We start from the raw sequence: 20,197 nt of genomic DNA on the forward strand, positions 1-20,197 counted from the left end.
TTTGGTGCCTTCTAACCCTCAATAAGCAATCTGCCAACGGCTGACTGCGAAGAAATTTCGTCGCGGCCCAATCTGCACATAGATTGGGCATCTTCGACAGTTGCTTCGCGCTCTGCCAGATAGGCCGCTGCTAGGGCACGGTACCGTGCTTTGTCAGCATCGCTATCGAGATAGTCTTCTAGCTCAGCACGCGAATAGCCCAAGGATATGCCGCGATCAACCAAGCTTTGTGCAAAAGCCCAAGCGCGCAGAATCCGTGCATTGATACTGTCACAATGATTGCGCACCAATCGCCCGATTGAGATGACCAATAGACCCTCATGAATTTGGGGATCGTTGCGCAAGGCATCAAAGCGATCCTCAGCCCTTGCAGGCATCGCCGCTGCTGCCAAAAGCAGCGTAACGACCAAGGCACGCATCATCGCGCGCGGGCCATTTCGAGGGGATTTGTGCATCTGCGTCACCATATTCAAATCAGGCCACATCGGGTGTCAGAGCGCAATTCACAAGCCCGTGCACGGCTTAGGCCAACGGTAGATACAAAAACGGGGCCGCAAGGGCCCCGTTCTCTATCATTCTGCTGCAATCGCGGCACCGCGTTTTGATTTGATGCGATCTTCAATTTCATCACGGAAATTGCGGATCAAACCTTGGATCGGCCATGCAGCCGCATCGCCAAGCGCGCAAATTGTATGACCTTCAACCTGCTTGGTCACATCAAGCAGCATATCGATTTCTTCAACCGATGCCTCGCCTTTGACCAAACGATCCATCACGCGCATCATCCAGCCCGTGCCTTCGCGGCAAGGCGTGCATTGGCCACAAGATTCGTGCTTGTAGAACTTCGACAAACGCCAAATCGCTTTGATGATGTCTGTGGATTTATCCATCACGATCACCGCTGCTGTGCCAAGGCCAGAGCGCTGTTCGCGCAGATAATCAAAATCCATGATGGCCTCGCGCATATCCTCACCACGGATACAGGGCACAGATGATCCACCGGGAATGACGGCCTTAAGGTTATCCCAGCCACCGCGAATGCCGCCGCAATGACGCTCGATCAATTCCTCAAAGGTGATCGACATCGCCTCTTCCACCACGCAAGGAGTGTTCACATGGCCAGAAATCGCAAAAAGTTTTGTCCCCGCATTATTGGGGCGCCCAAAGCCCGCAAACCATTCAGCCCCACGGCGCAGGATGGTCGGCACAACTGCGATTGATTCGACATTGTTCACCGTGGTCGGGCATCCATAAAGACCCGCCCCCGCAGGGAAGGGTGGCTTCATGCGTGGCATGCCTTTTTTGCCCTCAAGGCTTTCAAGAAGTGCGGTTTCCTCGCCGCAAATATAGGCCCCTGCCCCGTGATGCAGGTATAGATCAAAATCCCAACCCGATTTCGCGGCATTTTTGCCCAGAAGGCCCGTATCATAACATTCATCAATCGCGGCCTGCAGGGCCTCGCGTTCGCGGATATATTCACCGCGGACATAGATGTAGCAGGCATGGGCCCCCATCGCGAAGGAGGCGATCAAGCACCCCTCAATAAGCGTATGCGGGTCATGGCGCATGATCTCGCGGTCTTTACAGGTGCCAGGCTCAGATTCGTCTGCATTCACCACCAAGTAGGAGGGGCGACCATCGCTTTCCTTCGGCATGAAGGACCATTTCAGACCTGTGGGGAACCCTGCCCCGCCACGGCCCCGCAATCCCGATGCTTTCATGATCTCAATGATTTTGTCACGGCCCAGCGCAATCAGGTCTTTGGTGCCATCCCAATGGCCCCGTGCCTTTGCGCCTTTCAGGCTGCGCTCATGCATCCCATAGATGTTGGTAAAGATGCGGTCTTTATCCTGAAGCATGTCCTAGTCCTTGTCGTTCTGGCGCTGCCCGTGCCCCGCACGGAGTTTTTTACGGCCTTGCCATACCTGATACGTTACCACAAGCGCCCAGAAAAGGGCCGCAATTGCCGCAAGGTCAAACAAAAAAGCCAGTCTCGCAGGCCACCCAAGATGGGCACCGATGGCCTGCATCAACATCCACAACAGCATTGCCCCCGCAATAACCAAGGCAGCCACCCGCCCCTTGCGGTCGAGCGCGGCATCTTCAGCGTTTTGCATGGGCAGTTTGCGGGTCATTCATTTGGTCTGCAACATGGCATGTCATTTGCTCGGGGTTTTAACGGGGGTGGCTGCAAGCTGCAAGAAAAAGCGGCCCCGCATCTGGGATGCAGGGCCGCCTTTTGCAGGAATTCGCATTAGGACTTAGTAAACATCCCCATCGCCAACGCGTTTTGAGAATTCCGTTTGCCCACCTGCGGCCAAGGTTTTCGCCTGCGCAACCCAATTATCGCGGCTGACGCGGCCCTTAAACCCTTCGAGGTTCTGATCAACCCATACGACCTCATCCGCCGTCCAAGAGGCAACTTGGTCAAAATGGTAAAACCCTAAACGATTGAGCAACGCCTCCAGTTTTGGGCCAACGCCTTTGATCATTTTCAGATCATCCGCCCCCGAGGCGCGCGCGGCGCTCAAGGCGGCAGGGCGCGTGCCTGCGCCTGTGGTGGCCGCAGGCGCGGCGGCTTTGGCAGGCGCTTTGGGTTTTGCTGCGGCTTTGGGTTTTGCCGCTGCTTTTGGCTTGGGGGCGGCTTTAGGTTTTGCAGCAGGTTTTGTGGTCGCGGATGCTGCAGGTGCCGCAGCCTTCGGGGCCGCGGGTTTTGGCGCTACGGGCTGTGGCGCAGACACACTCTTATTGGTGGGCTCAGGCAAGCTGCGACACAGCGTGAGCATCAAAAACAACCCCACACCAACCGCCACGATCACGGCCGCAAACACCGCTTGCATAAAGCTCCAATCGCCAAGGACTGCTACAAGCACCCCTGCAAATGCGCCGACCAATGCCGCCAAGCCCCATGACACAGCTGCACAGGTCAAACCCCCTGAATTCTCGCTCATTTATTTTCCCCCGTCTGATCGTAGATTTTTGATCACTGATTTCGACATGCGCCTGTCGCGCCTTAATGCCCCGCAACTTACCCTATCTTTTCACATATAAAAAACATCTTTTCATGGGGTAAGATGTAAAAAACCCGCCATAAAGGCGGGTTTTTTGTGGAATTGATCCGAATTTTACGTGGTAAAGCCGCTTATTCGCTCGACTTTGGCTTGCGCGATGTGGGCTTTGCCGCTGCCTTTTTGGCGGCTGGTTTCTTCGCAGCAGGCTTTTTCGCAGGGGCTTTCTTCGCCGCATTTGCGGGTTTAGGCCGCGCGGCCTCCTTGGGAAGGCCAGCCGATGACTGCTTACCCCACGGGGCCAGCAATGGCACCTCGGTGCCATCAATCCGCTTGACCGTATCACCGATATCCGCCGCCAATCGCGCGGAGGCATTCAGCGGATCGCGGCCCTTTTCATGTGCGGCCAAACTGGTCAGACCCGATGCAGGCTCGGATGTGTAGCGGCCATTTTGTGGCCCCGGTGTCGGCACCTTGCCTGCCGACAATTCATCAATAATCTCAGACAGGCGCGCCACCGTCAGGTCTTCGTAATAGTCCTTGCCGATCTGCGCCATTGGCGCGTTGGAACAGGCGCCCAAACATTCGACCTCTTCCCACGAAAACTTGCCATCTTTCGACAGCTCATGCGGGTTGGGGGCAATTTTCTCGCGGCAAATGCCAATCAAATCTTCCGCGCCACAGATCATGCAGGAGGTGGTGCCACAAACCTGAATATGCGCCACGCTGCCCACGGGCTGCAATTGGAACATGAAATAGAAGGTCGCGACTTCCAAGGCGCGGATATAGGCCATGCCGAGCATATCAGCGACATATTCAATCGCAGGCTTGCTGAGCCACCCTTCCTGTTCTTGTGCGCGCCACAACAGGGGAATAATCGCCGAAGCCTGACGTCCTTCGGGATATTTGGTGATCTGCGCCTGAGCCCATGCCTGATTTTCAGGGGTAAAGGCAAAGCTATCTGGCTGTTCCGAATGAAGGCGTCTGAGCATCGTAAAGTTTTCCGTCAACAGGTTGAACGCGGCGGTGATCCCGCCGCTGCAAAGGCCGATCCGGGATCAGCGGTCAATCTCACCAAACACAACATCAAGCGACCCAAGAACAGCAGAAACATCCGCCAATTGGTGGCCGCGGCATAGGTGATCCATCGCCTGAAGATGCGCAAATCCAGGGGCGCGGATCTTAGAACGGTAAGGTTTGTTGCTGCCATCAGAAACCAGATAGACACCAAACTCACCTTTCGGGGCCTCGACCGCGGCGTAAATTTCGCCCTCAGGGACGTGGAAGCCCTCGGTGTAAAGTTTGAAGTGATGGATCAGCGCCTCCATCGAGGTTTTCATCTCACCGCGTGAGGGCGGGGTGATCTTGCCGCGTGCCAGAACATCGCCCTGATTTTCGGGCATTTGCAACTTGGCACAGGCTTGGCGGATGATCGAAATGGATTGGCGCATTTCCTCCATGCGGCACAGGTAGCGATCATAGCAATCGCCATTCTTGCCCACAGGGATTTGGAATTCGAACTCGTCATAGCATTCATAGGGCTGCGCGCGGCGCAAATCCCATGCCAAACCAGACCCGCGAGCCATAACCCCCGAGAATGCCCAGTTTTGAATATCTTCTTCGGTCACAATGCCAATATCGACATTGCGCTGTTTGAAGATGCGGTTTTCGGTCAAAAGCCCGTCAATATCTGACAACACGCGCGGGAAGTCCTGCGCCCATGTATCGATATCCGTAATCAATTCAGGGGGCAGGTCTTGGTGCACGCCACCGGGGCGGAAATAGGCTGCGTGCAAACGCGCACCACAGGCGCGCTCGTAAAACACCATCAGCTTTTCGCGCTCCTCAAAGCCCCAAAGGGGTGGCGTCAGCGCGCCCACATCCATCGCCTGCGTTGTTACGTTCAGCAAATGGTTCAAGATACGCCCGATCTCGCAGTAGAGAACACGGATCAATTGGGCGCGGCGCGGCACCTCGACACCTGTCATACGTTCGATCGCCAAGCACCATGCGTGCTCTTGGTTCATCGTGCCAACGTAATCCAAACGGTCGAAATAGGGCAGGTTTTGCAGATAGGTGCGGCTTTCCATCAGCTTTTCTGTGCCGCGATGCAAAAGACCAATATGCGGATCGCAGCGCTCGCAAATCTCGCCGTCCAATTCTAGCACCAAACGCAACACGCCATGCGCGGCGGGGTGTTGTGGCCCGAAATTGATATTGAAATTGCGAATTTTCTGCTCGCCTGTCAGCGCGTCTTCAAATCCTTTGGAGCCGTCCATCATTTCTGCGCCTCCTTGGCTTGGTCTGCCTTCTCATCCCCGGGCAGCACATATTGCGCGCCTTCCCATGGGCTCATGAAATCAAATTGGCGGTATTCCTGAACCAGTTTTACAGGCTCGTAGACCACACGCTTAAGCGCCTCGTCATAGCGCAGCTCGACATAGCCAGTGGTCGGGAAATCCTTGCGCAACGGATGACCGCGAAAGCCGTAATCGGTCAAAATGCGGCGCAGATCGGGATGGCCTGTAAAGAGAATGCCGAACATATCGAACACTTCACGCTCGAACCAATTCGCCGATGGATGGATCGACACGATGGAGGGGGCCATCTCATCCTCGCGCAGCGCCGCTTTAAGGCGGATGCGCTGATTTTGATACATGGACAAGAAATGCCAGACCAAATCAAAGCGCCGCTCCCGACCGGGGTAATCCACAGCGGTCACATCGACCAAGGTCGAGAAGGCGCAATTGCGGTCGAGTTTCATGAATTCCACGAAATCCAACAGATGGGCCAAGGAGACCTCGACCGTCAATTCGCCGCGTGTGATGGTGCTGCCCATCACGGCTTCGGGCTGCTTTTCGGCCAGATAGTTCGCCAATTCTTGCAAGGCCTGGTAGCTCATTGCGTCACTCTCTTTTTGGTTCGGGCGCCTTGCGCCCAAAGATGCGCCTTAGCGCGTAATCGTTCCCGTGCGACGGATTTTGCGCTGCAACTGAAGGATACCATAAAGCAGCGCTTCAGCGGTCGGAGGGCAGCCAGGAACATAAATATCCACTGGCACAATCCGATCACAGCCGCGCACAACGGAATAGCTGTAATGGTAATAACCGCCGCCATTCGCACAAGATCCCATCGAGATCACATAGCGCGGTTCAGGCATCTGGTCGTAAACCTTGCGCAACGCAGGGGCCATTTTGTTGGTCAAAGTGCCCGCCACGATCATAACATCCGACTGGCGTGGAGAGGCGCGTGGGGCGATCCCGAACCGTTCTGCATCATAGCGCGGCATTGAGGTATGCATCATCTCAACCGCGCAGCATGCCAGACCAAATGTCATCCAATGCAAGCTGCCCGTGCGCGCCCAGTTGATGATGTCCTCTGTCGAGGTCAACAAAAACCCTTTATCCTGAAGCTCGCGATTAAGCGCTTGGGTGGCGACCTCTTTGTCCACACCTGCGGTGTTTTGACCTGTCATCACTCCCATTCCAGCGCTCCTTTCTTCCATTCATAGGCAAAGCCAATGGTCAGCACGCCTAAGAACACCATCATCGACCAGAACGCCGTCATCGACATATCTGGGAAGGCAACCGCCCATGGGAACAGGAACGCGATTTCCAAATCAAAGATGATGAACAGGATCGACACCAAATAGAAACGCACATCAAATTTCATGCGCGCATCATCAAAGGCGTTGAACCCGCATTCATAGGCGGAAACTTTTTCAGGATCAGGATTGCGCACAGCGACAATCACAGCAGCCAAAATCAGGATCAGGCCAAGGCCGATGGCCATGGCAAGAAAGATCAAAATTGGCGCATATTCAGAAAGAAGGTCTTGCAAGATGCTCTCCCTCGGTTGTCAGGAACCGTGGCAAAGGGTGTCCGGTCAGCGCAGGGTCTAGCGCCAAGCCTTGAAGTGGTCAACCGATGCGCGCGCATTGCGCACGTTTTGTCGCTGCTTTTTTCAACCAAAGGCCCGAGTTTCGTGCAAATTTATGCCGCAAGGCGCAGATTGCGCTAACCCTATGTTGCGCGACACCTGCATCGGGCGGTATGTCTATGCCGAAGGATAAGCTCCCATGGGGCTAAATGAGGGACTATGCCAGAGCGCACGGAAACCGAGAGCCGCAAATTGCTGCGCCGCTTGCAAGCCAGTTTGGCCGAAGCAGGCGCAGGACAGGAGCGACTTGACCGTATCACCCATCTGATCGCCGATTCGATGGGCACGGAGGTATGCTCAATTTACCTGCTACGCGATTCTGACACCCTCGAGCTTTGCGCGACCGAGGGCTTGGCCCCAGAGGCCGTTCACGTCACCCGAATGCGCCTCGGCGAGGGTCTGGTGGGCCGCGTTGCCCGCGATGCCCGCCCCATAAACACCCCCAACGCCCCCGCTGCACGTGGATTTCGCTATATGCCTGAGACGGGCGAAGAGCGGTATTCCAGTTTCTTGGGCGTGCCGATCCAGCGATTGGGGGAACGGCTTGGCGTTTTGGTTGTGCAATCGAAAGAGGCGCGCAGCTATTCGGAAGATGAACTCTATGCCCTAGAGGTTGTCGCGATGGTTCTGGCTGAAATGACAGAGCTTGGCGCCTTTGTTGGTGAGGGCGAGGCTTTATCGGCCCGTCACCAATCGCAGGTGATGATCCGTGGCGGTGTCGCGCAAGAGGGCGTGACCGAAGGCGCGGTTTACCTGCACGAACCGCGCGTGGTCGTCACCCGCCCCGTGGCCGATGACCCAGAGGCCGAACAAGCCCGCCTATTGGATGCAATCGCCACGCTGCGCCAATCGGTTGATCAGCTTTTGACCCGTATGGACAACGATGACAGCGAGGAACGCCAAGTTCTCGAAGCCTATCGCATGTTTGCCAATTCGCGCAGTTGGATCAAACGGATGCAAGAGGACATAGCGCGCGGCCTGTCTGCCGAAGCCGCCGTGGAGAAAGAGCAGTCCGCCGCCCGCGCACGGCTAGAAACTGTGCCTGATGCCTATTTGCGCGAACGTTTGCAGGATTTAGACGACCTTTCAAACCGCCTATTGCGGATTTTGACAGGTCAAGGCGGCGACACGGGCGCGGAAATGCCCGAACACCCAATTCTCGTGGCGCGCAACATTGGGCCAGGGGAATTGTTGGATTATGGCCGCCGCCTCAAAGGGGTGGTGCTTGAGGAAGGATCGGTTGGAAGTCACGCGGCCATTGTGGCCCGCGCCCTTGCGATTCCGCTAATCATCAATGCCAAACGTATCACAACCGAGGCGTTGAACGGTGACCCGATTTTAGTCGATGGCGAGCAAGGTATCGTGCATCTGCGGCCCGAAGAAAATGTGACCAAGGCGTTTCGCGATAAAATCGCCATGCAGGCCGCCGCCCAAGAACGCTATGCCTCGATCCGTGACAAACCCGCCGAGACGCTTTGCGGCACGCGTATCACGCTTGAGATGAATGCGGGCCTTATGGCGGATCTTCCCTCCCTGCCCTCCTCTGGTGCGGAAGGGGTGGGGTTGTTTCGCACGGAATTGCAATTTCTAACCCGCAACCAAGTGCCACGGCGCGGGGAATTGGCCGCGCTCTATTCCCGCGTCATGGATGCAGCAGGCGGCAAGCGCGTGGTGTTTCGGACGCTTGATATTGGCTCGGATAAGGTGCTGCCTTATATGAAGCGGCCAGAAGAACCAAACCCCGCCTTGGGGTGGCGCGCGATCCGCGTGGGTCTTGATAAACCGGGCGTTATGCGGATGCAGTTGCAGGCCTTGATCCGCGCGGCACAAGGCCGCCCACTTTCGGTCATGTTCCCCTTTGTGGCCCAACTCGAAGAATTCACCGAGGCGCGTGATCATCTGTTGCGCGAAATGGATCGCGAAGCGGCCTTGGGACATATCTTGCCCGAAACTCTTAAAATCGGGGCCATGCTGGAAACCCCAAGCCTTGCTTTCGCACCGCGCCAATTTTTTGAAATGGCTGATTTTGTCTCAATCGGCGGCAATGACCTTAAGCAGTTCTTCTTCGCCGCTGACCGCGAGAACGAACAGGTGCGCCGCCGCTATGACACGCTTAATGTCAGTTTCTTGAATTTCCTAGAAATGATCGTCACGCGCTGCACGGAAACTGAAACCGATTTGTCATTTTGTGGCGAGGATGCAGGCCGTCCACTTGAGGCGTTGTGCTTTGCCGCGATGGGGTTGCGCAAATTGTCGATGCGCCCCGCCTCCATCGGCCCCGTCAAAAGCCTCTTGCGGCGGGTTGATTTGCGCGAATTGCGGGCCGTGATCCGCGAAGCGCAGGCAACAGGGGCGATGAGCGTGCGCAGCGCGGTTGCAAACTGGCTCGCTCATCAAAACGGCCATTAGGCCCTAGCTGCGCAGCGCAGGCAGCCCAACGCCTGTCGACTCAAACCCCCCATCCGCAGCCAATATTTGGCCAGAGATGTAGCTCGCTTTTTCACTGCACAGGAAGCAGATCGCTTCGGCAATCTCGCGCTCGGACCCATAACGATTGAGCGGGATCGCATCATGATAGGCGGCGATGATGGCGGGCGAATGCACCGCTATCGACAATTTCGTGCGCACAGGGCCAGGGCAGACGCAATTCGAACGAATGCCGTATTCGCCCAATTCCGCCGCCTGCTGTTTGGTCAGATGAATAACAGCCGCCTTGGTCGTGCCATAAGCCACCCGCAAGGTTGACGCCCGCAGACCGGAAATCGACCCAATATTGACAATCGCGCCTTGGGTTTCCTTTAGCGCAGGCGTCATCGCCTGTGACATCAGAAAAACGCCATCTAAATTGGTCGCCATGACACGGCGCCATGTTGTGAAATCGCTTTCTTCAATCGGCCCAAATTCCGCGACACCTGCATTATTCACCAAAGCATCCACGCGCCCCATTTTGGCGCTGATCTGGGTTGCCAGTTCTGCCACAGCCTCAGGGTCTGAGACATCGCAGACAAACCCTAGGGCCCCATCACGCGGGGTGGCTGTCGCATCAAGTTCGGCCGCATCGCGATCCACCATCGCAACCCGCCAGCCCATCTCAAGGAAAAGATCCGTGGTGGCCAATCCGATACCGCGCGCGGCCCCCGTTACAATCGCTACTTTGCTCACCCGTTTGTCCCTTCCTTTATGTTGGCTCTGCCGTGGCATCCTGACGGGTTCCACGCCCTTGGCAAGCGGAATTTATGCCACCCGAAAAATGAGGGCTTTTATTATTAGACCAAGCCGTCTAAGAAATACCGCATGAGCTTAGCCGATGTGACATATGACGCCCCCAAACGCCGTGGCCGCCCCGCCACTGCGCCCCAAGACGCGGCCACCTATCAGCGATTGATCCGCGCAGGGTTAGTGCATCTTACAGAGCGGGGTTATTCTGCAGTCGGGCTTGATATGATCCTCACGCATGCCCGTGTGCCAAAGGGCAGTTTCTATCATTATTTTCCCAACAAGGCCGCCTTCGGTCGCGCTGCCATCGCGGCCTATCGCGCCTATTTCGTGGCAAAGATGGAACGCCACTTGGGCGATGACAGTCTTGCCCCGCTTGCCCGTGTCGCGGCCTTTACAGCGGCGGCCGAGGCGGGCATGGCCCGTCATGGCTTTCGGCGCGGATGTTTGATTGGCAATCTGGGCCAAGAAATGGGCGCATTGCCCGAAGCATTTCGCGCCGATCTCATTGCGACCTTGGAAGATTGGCAAGCCCGCTTGGCGCGGGTTCTACAGCTTGCCCAAAATCAGGGCGAGATATCCCCCCATCACAACCCCGCCGATCTGGCGCAAATGTTCTGGATCGGATGGGAAGGCGCCGTTTTGCGGGCCAAATTGGAACGCGGGCCTGCGCCCTTGCGCCTGTTTGCAGCGCAATTTCTTGCACAGCTTAACACCACCCCAAAAGGAGATGCCCCATGTTCGATGCCATCGTAATCAGCAAAGAGGATGATCAGCAAAGCGTGGCCTTGCGCCAAATCGCCAAGGAAGACTTGCCCGAAGGGGATGTTTTGGTCGAAGTGGCTTGGTCAACCTTGAATTACAAAGACGCGCTCGCCATCACAGGGGCCGCGCCAGTGGTGCGCAGTTTTCCGATGGTTCCCGGCATTGACCTATCGGGCATCGTCCGTGAAAGTGCAGATCCGCGCTATAATCCGGGCGATCGGGTGGTCTTGAACGGATGGGGTGTTGGTGAAAAACATTGGGGCGGTTTGGCGCGTTTCGCGCGCCTCAAGGGCGATTGGTTGGTTGCACTTCCCGATGGTGTCAGCCTGCGTCAAGCGATGGAGATCGGCACGGCAGGATATACCGCGCAACTCTGCGTCAGCGCGTTGTTGAAGGCAGGGCTGACGCCAGAGGCGGGCGAGGTCTTGGTCACGGGGGCCGCGGGCGGTGTTGGCAGTGTTGCCGTGGCCCTTTTGGCGGCGAAAGGATTTACTGTCTGTGCGGTCACGGGCCGCGCCGAGGAAGAAGCCTATCTTAAATCCTTGGGCGCAAGCGAAATCCTGCCGCGAGAGGAATTCGCAGGCAAACCCCGCCCCCTCGACAAGGAGCGTTTCGCAGGCGCGGTCGATGTTGCGGGCAGCACCGTCTTGGCCAATGTTATCTCGAAAATGAAATATCGTGGGCTTGTCGCCGCCTGTGGCCTTGCCGCAGGCATGGATTTGCCAAGCTCGGTCGCGCCCTTCATTTTGCGCGGGGTCAGCCTATTGGGGGTCGACAGTGTCATGGTGCCGCGCAATGAGCGGATTGATGCATGGGCGGCCTTGGCCAAAGATTTGGATATGAGCAAATTGGCGGCAATCGCCCATGAAATGGCCCTTGAAGATGTCATCGCAGAGGCGCCAAAATTTCTTGAAGGTAAAATCCGCGGCCGCGTGGTTGTGCCTTTGAATGTGGCACTGGCCGAGTAGGGCCCCAAAAGGATAGTAGCTATGACAGACCCCCTTGCCCCGGTGGCGCTTGAGGTTGAGGCCCCAAAGCGGCTGATGGCCTTTCCAAATTGGGTCTATCTCTTGCGCGAGTTTGAGGCGCTTTACAGGCGCGGCTCGGCAGGGGGATCAAAACCAATCCGCAGCCACCGAAAACGGGTGCGTGAAGGCATCTCGCAGGTATTTGACACAAATCCCGTGGTGATGCCGCGCGGGCCGTTGCTTAAACCCGTCACCGACCATTTGCCGCGCGCCCTTGATCTGGGCGAGCGGGGTTTGGTCGCGGGACTGTCGCGCGCGCTGTCGCGGGTCGCAACCGAACTGACATGGGAATACGGCTATGAGAAAGTGCCAAAGGCCTTGGCGCAGAAATATGCCTATTGCGAGATACTGGGGCCGCGCGGGCCGATCTATTCTGAAAAGATGATCTTAGGCTTTGTTCTCTTTGCCCCCCGCACCACTTACCCGCAACACAGCCATGCAGAAATTGAAGAAAGCTATATCTCGGTCGCGGGCGATTGGTCTGAAAACGAGGTCGCAGTTCATGCGCCAGGCTCGTTAATCCTAAACCGCCCCGGTGACGAACATCGGATCACAACGGCGGATCTTGATCCCTGTCTGTTGGCTTATGCATGGCTTGGGCCTGAGAGCAAACTTTCAAGCCCAGGGATGAAGCTTTCCGCGACAAGAAAAGCCCGCATTGAAGCAGGCATATAAAAAGGCAATCGAGGATAAATCATGCAGGCAGCGGATATTGTGATTGTCGGCGCAGGGTCAGCGGGATGTGTGTTGGCCAATCGCCTGTCTGAAAATGGTAAGCACAAGGTCGTGTTGTTGGAGGCGGGCGAGCATGACCGCCACCCTTGGGTGCATATCCCCGTGGGATATCTCTATGCGATGGGAAATCCGCGCCTTGATTGGTGCTATAAAACCGCGCCTGTGGTGGGGTTAAATGGGCGCGCGCTCAACTATCCGCGTGGGCGGGTTTTGGGGGGCTGCTCCTCAATCAATGGAATGATCTATATGCGCGGCCAAGCGCGCGATTATGATCTGTGGCGGCAAATGGGCAATACGGGTTGGGGATGGGAGGATGTCCTACCCTATTTCAAACGCTCGGAAGATTATCATCGCGGCGCGGACGCCCTGCATGGCGCTGGCGGCGAAATGCGCGTGGAAAATCAGCGCCTGTCATGGGAAATTTTAGATGCAGTGCGGGAAGCCGCCGCTGAAATGGGCATCCCGCCCTCAGATGATTTCAACACAGGCGACAATGAGGGCGCGGGATATTTCGAAGTGACCCAAAGAGGCGGTTTGCGGTGGAACGCGCGCCGCGCCTTCCTTGATCCTGCCAAAACCCGTAAGAACCTGAGCGTCGTCACGAATGCCGAGGCCGAACAAATCGTCATCACCGAGGGGCGCGTTCGCGCCTTGCGCTATCGTCAACACGGGATCGTCAAAGACATCCAAATCCGTGGTGAGTTGGTCTTAGCCGCAGGGGCAATTGGCACACCGAAACTTTTGGAGTTGTCAGGCATTGGCCAAGCGGAGCGCCTGCAGTGTTTGGGCATACCCGTGATCCAAGACAGCCCCGAGATTGGCGAAAACCTCGCCGATCACCTTCAGATCCGCACGATTTTCCGCATCACAGGCGCAAAAACACTCAACACCCTTTACGCCTCGCTCTGGGGGCGAGCCAAAATTGCGATTGAATATGCGCTCAAGCGATCTGGCCCGATGGCCATGGCCCCCTCACAACTTGGCATTTTCACGAAATCAAGTTCCGATTACGAAACCGCCAACATCGAATATCATGTGCAGCCCCTATCGCTTGAAGCCTTTGGTCAGCCTTTGCATGACTTCCCCGCCCTCACCATCTCGGTCTGCAACCTTCGGCCAGAAAGTCGCGGTTCGGTGCATATCACCTCGCCCGATGCAAAGGCCGCGCCTTTCATTGACCCAAATTACCTGTCGGCTGAGGCCGATCAGCGCGTGGCGGTCGATAGCATCAAACATGCCCGCCGCCTGATGCAAACCGAACGCTTGCGCGCCTTTGCGCCGCAAGAAATCAAACCCGGCGCCTATATCAATAGCGAAGGTGATCTGGTGCGCGCCGCAGGCGATATCGCAACCACGATTTTTCACCCTGTCTCAACCGTTCGAATGGGGGCGGATCAAAACGCGCCGCTTGACCCAGAGTTGCGCTTGCGCGGGATTTCGGGCCTGTCCGTGGCGGATGCCAGCGTGATGCCATCCATCCCCTCGGGCAATACCCATGCGCCCGTGACCATGATTGCCGAAAAAGCCGCAGATTTGATCTTGGCGCGCCTCGCTTAGGCGCCCCAACGCGTCACTTTCCCCGTCACCCCTGACCAATCCCCAACGCCCAAAATGCGGGCGGGGTTGGTGGGTGGTGGCATCTCCACCCCCTCGAGGCGGTGAAACCCGAAGCGGCTATAATAAGGGGCATCCCCCACCAACATGGTGCGCGGCCAGTGCAAGGCGTCAGCCCGCCGCAGACCTTCGCGGATCAGCAGCCCGCCCAAACCTTCCCCCTGACGGGTGGGATGCACGGCAATCGGGCCAAGCAACAACGCCTCTTTGGCCCCGACACGCACGGGCCAAAACCGGATCGCCCCACCGATCGCACCATAGTCATCGCGGGCTATGAGACAGAGCCCGTCAACAGGCGGAACCCCATCGCGCAGGCGATAGGAACTCAGGGCCGTGCGCCCGGGCGCAAAGCACAGATCGAAAAGGGCTTCGATCTCCCACCAGTCATTTGGCTGCTCTTTGGCGATATCGACCATTGGCTGCTCATGTAATGCCTCTGGTCAAACTGGTAGCACGGCGCTAGCTCAATGCCAAACCGAAGAAGCAAAAGGCACGGCGATGTTCTATAAACCTGATGACGGCCACCCCCTGCCCCACAACCCGTTCAATGCCATAGTCGCACCGCGCCCGATTGGGTGGATTTCGACACGGGGGAGCCATGGTCAGGACAATCTTGCGCCTTATTCCTTTTTCAACGCAGTCGCCTATGTGCCGCCACAGGTGATGTTCGCCTCGACCTCGGCCAAAGCGGATCGCGGCGACACCAAAGACAGCGTGGCCAATATTCGCGAGACGGGGGTGTTTTGTGTCAATCTCGTGGGCTACGAGATGCGCGATATGATGAACCACAGCTCTGGCCCGTGGCCAAGGGGCGTGGATGAATTTACCCATGCACAGATCGCCCGTGCCCCCTGTGAAACCATTGCAGCTGCGCGGGTGGCCAACGCCCCCGCAAGCCTTGAATGCAAACTGACCCAAATCGTTTCCTTGGACGGGGCACATAATTTTGCGGTCTTTGGCGAAGTGACGGGGGTGCATATCCGCCCCGATTGCCTGAGTGATGGCCGCTTTAACATCACCCGCGCGGGCTTGATTTCACGGCTTGGCTATCAGGATTACGCGCAAATCGGTGAAATTTTCACCATGACGCGGCCTGAATAGGCCAAAATACCAATTCGCGGGTTCCCTTCCCCCCGCCGCTTGCGATACTGCGCGCGTGGATTTGGAACCAACCCATGGAGGGGCAGGATGACAGAGCGCGTGATTGGCGTGATCGGCGGCTCGGGCGTCTATGAGATAGACGGGCTTGAGGGCGCGAAATGGGTTGAGGTGAACAGCCCCTTTGGCACGCCGTCTGACGCCATCCTGACGGGCCGCCTGAACGGGGTCAGCATGGCCTTTTTGCCACGCCACGGGCGCGGCCATGTCCACAGCCCCACCACCGTGCCCTATCGCGCCAATATTGACGCGCTAAAACGCCTTGGGGTGACCGATTTGATCTCTGTCTCCGCCTGCGGGTCATTCCGCGAAGATTTGGCGCCTGGTGATTTCGTCTTGGTTGATCAATTTATCGACCGCACCTTCGCGCGCGATAAATCCTTTTTCGGCACAGGTCTGGTGGCCCATGTCAGCGTGGCGCATCCCACCTGCGCGGATCTCAGCGCAAAATTGGCCAAGGCCGCAAGCGCAAGCAGCGCAAAACTACATCAATGCGGCACTTATCTGGCGATGGAAGGCCCGCAATTCTCGACCCTCGCGGAATCACTGATGTATCGCAATGAATGGAAGGCCGATGTGATCGGCATGACCAATATGCCAGAGGCAAAATTGGCCCGCGAAGCGGAGATGTGCTACGCCCCGATTGCGATGATCACGGATTATGACAGTTGGCATGCAGATCACGGCGCGGTCGATATCACCGAGATCATCAAAACCCTTACAGGAAATGCAGAAAATGCGCGCAAGACCATTGCCGCCTTGCCTGCGCTTTTGGGGCCTGAGCGCGCGCCTTGTCCGTGCGGCTGTGATCGCGCATTGGATCACGCCATCATGACGGCCCCCGATAAGCGCGACCCTGATATGGTCGCCAAGCTAGATGCGATTGCAGGCCGCGTGCTGTAAGGCCGCCGAACGGAGAGACGCTATGACGCCCCAAAAAACGGTTCAGGATTATATCCGCACCATTCCCGATTTCCCGCATGAGGGGATTTTGTTTCGTGACGTGACCACGCTTCTTGCAGACCCGCGCGGGTTTCGATTGGCTGTGGACCAATTGCTTGCCCCTTATGTTGGGCAAAAGATTGATAAGGTCGCGGGGCTTGAGGCGCGGGGGTTCATCCTTGGCGGCGCGGTCGCGCATCAACTGGGCAAAGGTTTTGTGCCTATTCGTAAGAAAGGCAAATTGCCCGCGGCCACGATTAGCGAAGATTACGCATTGGAATATGGCACGGCCACTGTCGAGATCCATGATGATGCTTTCGAGGCGGGTGAACGTGTCCTGCTCGTGGATGATCTCTTGGCCACTGGCGGCACGGCGCGGGCGGGCATTCACCTGATTGAGCGCCTCGGCGCGCAGGTGACGGGCTGCGCCTTTGTGGTTGATCTGCCCGAATTGGGCGGGCGCGCCAAGCTTGAGGAGATGGGCCAAAGCGTTCACGCGCTCTGCCAATTTGATGGGCTATAAAATTTTTCGCAATTTCAACAAAATTTAACGCCCTGCCCTGTATCGAAGGGGCGTTCGTCAGCACGTGCGAACATGTTGCTTGCTAACCCAAACCTTCGCCTCGCTCATATTATGGGCGGGGCGAATTTTGGATGTAGGGGATGGAACGTGCCTTGGCCGCTTGCGGGGCGGGAAACTTTCCTCTAGTCAAACCCTGTGGCCGCTTGCTGGAACTGGTAGACAGACCGGACTTAAAATCCGAGGCTTTCGGGCGTGTGGGTTCGAGTCCCACAGCGGCCACCACCTTCGCCAAAAAAAATCACTTTTTTTCTTCGCTAATTTAATTACTGGCGAGGTAAAAAATGCACACAATACCGCACACATTAATTCGTGACGGGAAATACCTCTACAATCGTAGAGTTCCGGTATAGGCACAGAATCGTTACGGTAGACTAATTCGTTTCCGTATTGGCAGTGATCCGCAGGTCGTTGAACTTGTAGCAGTTAGGATCACTGATTTACTATCGCGAAGCTTCAATGACGGAACGGTCTTAGACTACAAAGCAATTGCTGAAAGCTTACGGCCAAAAGAGGAAAAGTACTCCTACTGGTTAGAGGAGTATTTGGAACTTCGCAGGATCGCTACAAAGCCTCCACACCTTGCGGCCAGAACTTTGTTTGCCGTTTGTGGTGATAGAGACGTAGCCGATTACTGTAGAGACGATGCTCGCGCTGTAGTCTCTTATCTCAGCAAGTCAGGCGTATCCACATCTACGGTGCGAAAGCGCATCAATTCGATCAGTGCAGTCATGAACTACGCCTATGCTGAACTGGACATTGAAAAACGTAACCCCTTTAGCCGTGTCTACATAAAGGGCGAGGGTCTTGATGTGAAGAAACGGGGGACATTTACCCATGAACAGTTAATCGCAGGCTATAAAGAAGCATTGAGTAGGGGCCGCAGCGGGCTGCTCGCTTTGCGGCGCAACAGTTTCTTAATCCGACTGTTCGAGATTATATTGCATGTCAGAGAGCCTACGATCCCATTCACTCAACTGACGCTCCCACTGGTTCAAGTCTGCTTCACGTTGGTTGAGGCGTTGTTCCCAGTCAGCTAATTCTGCTTCACGGTACTCTCGCTCAAGTTCCCATTCAGCCAATTCTGCCTCACGATACTCTAGCTCAAGTTCCCAGCTATCATCCTCAATATCACCGCCCATGCGCATTGAAAGAACCCGAATAGAGGGATTGTCTTGCGAGCCGCAAGCCTCAATTTCAACCGTATACTGACTGCCAACAAGAACTTGAGCAGGCATGTCGCCCATTCCATTAGCGTTCATATAGGCTCTTATAGCCTGACCGTAGTTAGCTCTGGCCTCACGGTTCACCATGATCGGATCGGGCTTATCATTCGGGTCAAGCCGCCCTTGTTGGTTCACATAGAAGCGATCTTGCTGAAACACAGCATACGCATCACCGAGTGCAGAACCCGACGAATTGAACGTATCTTCGTATGAAAACTCTTGAGAAACCTGCGCGACTGTACATGACTGAGAGAAGGCTACGGCAGGCGCTAAACTAGCAATCAAGGACAAGGTTGCCAATGTTTTCATACGCAGCGCCATTGTAGTCTCCATCAATTTCTATCTAAGTTGTAGCTGGAGAGAAGTTCACTTCAAGGTATTGGGGAAATAATCCATGCGTACTGCAGGCAACGTATTATGGTTTGTGTTGTTTGGTTGGCACATAGCTCTCACGTGGCTCGTTGCAGGATTGATTTTCGCCATAACGATTATTGGCCTACCACTCACACGTTCAGCGCTTGAGATGGCAAAAATGAGTGCGTTCCCTTTCGGGAAAGAAATCGTTCATATTAGAGACATCGACCAGAAAGAACTCTCTCCAAAGACTATGATGACTGGCACTGTTGGCTTCATATTCAACCTGCTATGGGCCGTGACCTTCGGCATTCTTCTGTTCTTTTACTACATCCTTGCCGGTGTTCTGGCCTGTTTGACCATCTTACTTATTCCCTTCGGACTGCAATGCTTCAAACTTGCAGCCATCTCTATTTGGCCTGTTGGTCGTAGGGTGGTTAGCAACGAAGTTGCTGGGCTTGTAAGACATGACAAGGCCGCTGCTTATATAGCGAAGCATCGCAGCTAGTATTCAAGAGTGGTAATTTAGCAGTAGCCGGCCCTTTGGATGGCTGATCGTCCAGCATCAGTTTCAAAGGCTGCGTACCTGCCTCCAGAGTAACGTCTGCAGTCCAATGCATAGCCGTTACTTACAGCAATAGCTCCAATGTCTTCCCCATTGAGAAAGCACACCCCAATCTGCCGGTCATAACTACGCTCACCAGTAAGCTCACAGGTCACTTGTCGGTTTAAAACCAACTCCGTCATGAACCGTTTTGCTTGTTGTCCGATGTTGGTGGATAGCTCAGGCCCATCTAGTCCGTTCAACCTGACAGCTACGTCTCCGACCTCAATTGTGTCTACATCCCTAACGTGCGTGACATAACCGATAACCTGTGACCCGTTTGGTGTTGCGGTTGTCGGCAACAGCGAAAACATCAAGATGCCAAAAGTCATGAATGATATGCGGGCCACAGAAATCAGCCTCCAGTGCTTGTGTAGGCCACCGTAGCGCTTAAGTTGCACAACCTGAAGCTCACTTAGTAATGGTCAGCGTTGATGAATCTAAGGTTACATGGTCGCAAAAAGTACCAAAAAATCTCAGATGCTAAAGTACTGATCTAGAAAGGGGGGTAGCCTCCCATCCCCGCCCCCATGCTGAGAGCTTATCAGAACGCCCCACCCCTACCTTATGGGCCAGATAGTTAATTTAAGACTGAGGTATGAGTCCCGAATTAGCCCCCAATCTTTCAAACCAAATCTCTAGCGCTTAAAACACGGCTCATAAAATAATTCAAAGTCGTCCATATACATGGAGATGATGCCACCATCGCCTTCGCCTAATATGGCGCGGCTGTCCCACTCCTCGCCTTCGCCGAAACAAGTCAATTCCAACACTATTTCATAGCCTTGCTCATACTGCTTATTGATGTCGCATCCGCTATACATGAAAAACAGTTGGTCGGGACGTATCTCCAAAAACGTCTCAGAGTCTAATCCACACAAGCTCGGCTCGATGTTCCATTGACCAACCAGATTGTAGCGTTCCATCAGACTTTGCGCATTAACCGGCATGGGCAACATGGACACAGCTGCTGCGATCAGAAACGACTTGAAACCATTCATTTGCACGTAAACCTTTTTAGTGGTCGC

The 20,197-nt window shown here is 55.6% G+C and carries 22 protein-coding genes, 1 tRNA gene and 1 pseudogene; 10 read left to right on the plus strand and 14 right to left on the minus strand.

The genetic code is table 11. The annotated features are described in order from the left end of the window. Nucleotides 1–11: 11 nt before the first annotated feature. From AAC637_RS04550 to AAC637_RS04590, 9 genes and pseudogenes are all read right to left on the minus strand, one after another. Nucleotides 12–455: a DUF5333 domain-containing protein gene (locus AAC637_RS04550; protein ID WP_340302505.1), complete on the minus strand. Its 444-nt coding sequence runs from the start codon at nucleotides 453–455 to the stop codon at nucleotides 12–14. A gap of 117 nt (nucleotides 456–572) precedes the next feature. Beyond that, complete coding sequence (gene nuoF / locus AAC637_RS04555) at nucleotides 573–1,859, minus strand: NADH-quinone oxidoreductase subunit NuoF (protein ID WP_340302506.1); 1,287 nt, start codon at nucleotides 1,857–1,859, stop codon at nucleotides 573–575. Nucleotides 1,860–1,862: 3 nt separating this feature from the next. Beyond that, entirely contained in the window at nucleotides 1,863–2,135 is a 273-nt protein-coding gene (locus tag AAC637_RS04560; RefSeq protein ID WP_317656064.1) for a DUF5337 domain-containing protein, read from the minus strand. A 126-nt stretch (nucleotides 2,136–2,261) separates the two neighbouring features. Next, a complete protein-coding gene (locus tag AAC637_RS04565; RefSeq protein WP_340302507.1) occupies nucleotides 2,262–2,951 on the minus strand; it encodes a hypothetical protein in 690 nt (229 codons plus the stop codon). A gap of 194 nt (nucleotides 2,952–3,145) precedes the next feature. Further along, a pseudogene (gene nuoE, locus AAC637_RS04570) lies at nucleotides 3,146–4,000 on the minus strand (NADH-quinone oxidoreductase subunit NuoE); the annotation flags it as partial. Nucleotides 4,001–4,066: 66 nt separating this feature from the next. Then, complete coding sequence (locus tag AAC637_RS04575; RefSeq protein WP_340303146.1) at nucleotides 4,067–5,287, minus strand: NADH-quinone oxidoreductase subunit D; 1,221 nt, start codon at nucleotides 5,285–5,287, stop codon at nucleotides 4,067–4,069. Then, complete coding sequence (locus AAC637_RS04580) at nucleotides 5,287–5,910, minus strand: NADH-quinone oxidoreductase subunit C (RefSeq protein ID WP_340302508.1); 624 nt, start codon at nucleotides 5,908–5,910, stop codon at nucleotides 5,287–5,289. Before AAC637_RS04580 ends, AAC637_RS04575 begins: the two co-directional genes overlap by 1 nt. Before the next feature lie 48 nt (nucleotides 5,911–5,958). Next, the gene (locus AAC637_RS04585; RefSeq protein WP_317656068.1) at nucleotides 5,959–6,492 is read right to left on the minus strand and encodes a NuoB/complex I 20 kDa subunit family protein; all 534 of its coding nucleotides are present in this window, start codon (nucleotides 6,490–6,492) and stop codon (nucleotides 5,959–5,961) included. After that, entirely contained in the window at nucleotides 6,483–6,848 is a 366-nt protein-coding gene (locus AAC637_RS04590) for an NADH-quinone oxidoreductase subunit A (RefSeq protein WP_317656069.1), read from the minus strand. The genes AAC637_RS04585 and AAC637_RS04590 overlap by 10 nt, the downstream gene beginning before the upstream one ends. 258 nt (nucleotides 6,849–7,106) lie before the next feature. Here AAC637_RS04590 and ptsP point away from each other — a divergent pair, with 258 nt between their 5' ends. After that, nucleotides 7,107–9,356: a phosphoenolpyruvate--protein phosphotransferase gene (gene ptsP / locus AAC637_RS04595; RefSeq protein WP_340302509.1), complete on the plus strand. Its 2,250-nt coding sequence runs from the start codon at nucleotides 7,107–7,109 to the stop codon at nucleotides 9,354–9,356. Between the two features lie 3 nt (nucleotides 9,357–9,359). On the opposite strand, the gene AAC637_RS04600 is transcribed toward ptsP, so the two are convergent. Continuing rightward, the gene (locus AAC637_RS04600) at nucleotides 9,360–10,109 is read right to left on the minus strand and encodes an SDR family NAD(P)-dependent oxidoreductase (RefSeq protein WP_340302510.1); all 750 of its coding nucleotides are present in this window, start codon (nucleotides 10,107–10,109) and stop codon (nucleotides 9,360–9,362) included. Nucleotides 10,110–10,241: 132 nt separating this feature from the next. Between AAC637_RS04600 and acuR the strand changes: the two genes are divergently transcribed. From acuR to AAC637_RS04620, 4 genes are read left to right on the plus strand one after another with little or no spacing between them, the layout of a single operon-like run. Continuing rightward, the gene (gene acuR, locus AAC637_RS04605; protein ID WP_340302511.1) at nucleotides 10,242–10,919 is read left to right on the plus strand and encodes an acrylate utilization transcriptional regulator AcuR; all 678 of its coding nucleotides are present in this window, start codon (nucleotides 10,242–10,244) and stop codon (nucleotides 10,917–10,919) included. Beyond that, nucleotides 10,901–11,896 (plus strand): acrylyl-CoA reductase (NADPH), encoded by a 996-nt coding sequence (acuI, locus tag AAC637_RS04610; RefSeq protein WP_340302512.1) that lies wholly within the window; start codon nucleotides 10,901–10,903, stop codon nucleotides 11,894–11,896. Before acuR ends, acuI begins: the two co-directional genes overlap by 19 nt. 21 nt (nucleotides 11,897–11,917) lie before the next feature. Next, complete coding sequence (locus tag AAC637_RS04615) at nucleotides 11,918–12,631, plus strand: dimethylsulfonioproprionate lyase family protein (protein WP_445322436.1); 714 nt, start codon at nucleotides 11,918–11,920, stop codon at nucleotides 12,629–12,631. 21 nt (nucleotides 12,632–12,652) lie between these two features. Then, a complete protein-coding gene (locus AAC637_RS04620) occupies nucleotides 12,653–14,248 on the plus strand; it encodes a GMC family oxidoreductase (protein ID WP_340302513.1) in 1,596 nt (531 codons plus the stop codon). Here AAC637_RS04620 and AAC637_RS04625 read toward each other — a convergent pair. Further along, nucleotides 14,245–14,721, minus strand: a complete 477-nt coding sequence (locus tag AAC637_RS04625) for a GNAT family N-acetyltransferase (protein ID WP_340302514.1) — start codon at nucleotides 14,719–14,721, stop codon at nucleotides 14,245–14,247. The genes AAC637_RS04620 and AAC637_RS04625 overlap by 4 nt on opposite strands. An 82-nt stretch (nucleotides 14,722–14,803) precedes the next feature. On the opposite strand from AAC637_RS04625, the gene AAC637_RS04630 reads away from it, so the two are divergent. From AAC637_RS04630 to AAC637_RS04645, 4 genes are all read left to right on the plus strand, one after another. After that, the gene (locus AAC637_RS04630; protein WP_340302515.1) at nucleotides 14,804–15,406 is read left to right on the plus strand and encodes a flavin reductase family protein; all 603 of its coding nucleotides are present in this window, start codon (nucleotides 14,804–14,806) and stop codon (nucleotides 15,404–15,406) included. A gap of 87 nt (nucleotides 15,407–15,493) precedes the next feature. After that, nucleotides 15,494–16,366 (plus strand): S-methyl-5'-thioadenosine phosphorylase, encoded by an 873-nt coding sequence (locus AAC637_RS04635; protein ID WP_340302516.1) that lies wholly within the window; start codon nucleotides 15,494–15,496, stop codon nucleotides 16,364–16,366. A gap of 22 nt (nucleotides 16,367–16,388) precedes the next feature. Next, nucleotides 16,389–16,928: an adenine phosphoribosyltransferase gene (locus AAC637_RS04640; protein ID WP_340302517.1), complete on the plus strand. Its 540-nt coding sequence runs from the start codon at nucleotides 16,389–16,391 to the stop codon at nucleotides 16,926–16,928. A gap of 197 nt (nucleotides 16,929–17,125) precedes the next feature. Next, nucleotides 17,126–17,210, plus strand: a tRNA-Leu gene (locus AAC637_RS04645). 692 nt (nucleotides 17,211–17,902) lie between these two features. Here AAC637_RS04645 and AAC637_RS04650 read toward each other — a convergent pair. Further along, complete coding sequence (locus AAC637_RS04650; RefSeq protein ID WP_340302518.1) at nucleotides 17,903–18,532, minus strand: hypothetical protein; 630 nt, start codon at nucleotides 18,530–18,532, stop codon at nucleotides 17,903–17,905. A 73-nt stretch (nucleotides 18,533–18,605) separates the two neighbouring features. Between AAC637_RS04650 and AAC637_RS04655 the strand changes: the two genes are divergently transcribed. After that, nucleotides 18,606–19,073, plus strand: coding sequence for a YccF family protein (locus AAC637_RS04655; RefSeq protein ID WP_340302519.1), 468 nt, complete (start codon nucleotides 18,606–18,608; stop codon nucleotides 19,071–19,073). Between the two features lie 17 nt (nucleotides 19,074–19,090). Here the strand turns inward: AAC637_RS04655 and AAC637_RS04660 are convergent, their stop codons facing one another. After that, nucleotides 19,091–19,501, minus strand: coding sequence for a thermonuclease family protein (locus AAC637_RS04660; RefSeq protein ID WP_340256287.1), 411 nt, complete (start codon nucleotides 19,499–19,501; stop codon nucleotides 19,091–19,093). A 306-nt stretch (nucleotides 19,502–19,807) separates the two neighbouring features. Beyond that, complete coding sequence (locus AAC637_RS04665) at nucleotides 19,808–20,170, minus strand: hypothetical protein (RefSeq protein WP_340302520.1); 363 nt, start codon at nucleotides 20,168–20,170, stop codon at nucleotides 19,808–19,810. Between the last annotated feature and the right edge of the window lie 27 nt (nucleotides 20,171–20,197).

Origin of the sequence: Roseobacter sp. HKCCD7870 (assembly GCF_037830315.1) — a bacterium.
In the GTDB taxonomy this organism is placed as follows: Bacteria; Pseudomonadota; Alphaproteobacteria; order Rhodobacterales; family Rhodobacteraceae; genus M30B80.

What these genes read in the sequence shown, in the direction of transcription:
- AAC637_RS04550 (WP_340302505.1), bottom strand. Translation starts at nt 455, where the DNA reads ATGCACAAATCCCCTCGAAATGGCCCGCGCGCGATGATGCGTGCCTTG.
- nuoF (WP_340302506.1), bottom strand. Translation starts at nt 1,859, where the DNA reads ATGCTTCAGGATAAAGACCGCATCTTTACCAACATCTATGGGATGCAT.
- AAC637_RS04560 (WP_317656064.1), bottom strand. Translation starts at nt 2,135, where the DNA reads ATGACCCGCAAACTGCCCATGCAAAACGCTGAAGATGCCGCGCTCGAC.
- AAC637_RS04565 (WP_340302507.1), bottom strand. Translation starts at nt 2,951, where the DNA reads ATGAGCGAGAATTCAGGGGGTTTGACCTGTGCAGCTGTGTCATGGGGC.
- AAC637_RS04575 (WP_340303146.1), bottom strand. Translation starts at nt 5,287, where the DNA reads ATGGACGGCTCCAAAGGATTTGAAGACGCGCTGACAGGCGAGCAGAAA.
- AAC637_RS04580 (WP_340302508.1), bottom strand. Translation starts at nt 5,910, where the DNA reads ATGAGCTACCAGGCCTTGCAAGAATTGGCGAACTATCTGGCCGAAAAG.
- AAC637_RS04585 (WP_317656068.1), bottom strand. Translation starts at nt 6,492, where the DNA reads ATGGGAGTGATGACAGGTCAAAACACCGCAGGTGTGGACAAAGAGGTC.
- ptsP (WP_340302509.1), top strand. Translation starts at nt 7,107, where the DNA reads ATGCCAGAGCGCACGGAAACCGAGAGCCGCAAATTGCTGCGCCGCTTG.
- acuR (WP_340302511.1), top strand. Translation starts at nt 10,242, where the DNA reads ATGAGCTTAGCCGATGTGACATATGACGCCCCCAAACGCCGTGGCCGC.
- acuI (WP_340302512.1), top strand. Translation starts at nt 10,901, where the DNA reads ATGTTCGATGCCATCGTAATCAGCAAAGAGGATGATCAGCAAAGCGTG.
- AAC637_RS04615 (WP_445322436.1), top strand. Translation starts at nt 11,918, where the DNA reads ATGACAGACCCCCTTGCCCCGGTGGCGCTTGAGGTTGAGGCCCCAAAG.
- AAC637_RS04620 (WP_340302513.1), top strand. Translation starts at nt 12,653, where the DNA reads ATGCAGGCAGCGGATATTGTGATTGTCGGCGCAGGGTCAGCGGGATGT.
- AAC637_RS04625 (WP_340302514.1), bottom strand. Translation starts at nt 14,721, where the DNA reads ATGGTCGATATCGCCAAAGAGCAGCCAAATGACTGGTGGGAGATCGAA.
- AAC637_RS04630 (WP_340302515.1), top strand. Translation starts at nt 14,804, where the DNA reads ATGTTCTATAAACCTGATGACGGCCACCCCCTGCCCCACAACCCGTTC.
- AAC637_RS04635 (WP_340302516.1), top strand. Translation starts at nt 15,494, where the DNA reads ATGACAGAGCGCGTGATTGGCGTGATCGGCGGCTCGGGCGTCTATGAG.
- AAC637_RS04640 (WP_340302517.1), top strand. Translation starts at nt 16,389, where the DNA reads ATGACGCCCCAAAAAACGGTTCAGGATTATATCCGCACCATTCCCGAT.
- AAC637_RS04650 (WP_340302518.1), bottom strand. Translation starts at nt 18,532, where the DNA reads ATGGCGCTGCGTATGAAAACATTGGCAACCTTGTCCTTGATTGCTAGT.
- AAC637_RS04655 (WP_340302519.1), top strand. Translation starts at nt 18,606, where the DNA reads ATGCGTACTGCAGGCAACGTATTATGGTTTGTGTTGTTTGGTTGGCAC.
- AAC637_RS04660 (WP_340256287.1), bottom strand. Translation starts at nt 19,501, where the DNA reads ATGACTTTTGGCATCTTGATGTTTTCGCTGTTGCCGACAACCGCAACA.
- AAC637_RS04665 (WP_340302520.1), bottom strand. Translation starts at nt 20,170, where the DNA reads ATGAATGGTTTCAAGTCGTTTCTGATCGCAGCAGCTGTGTCCATGTTG.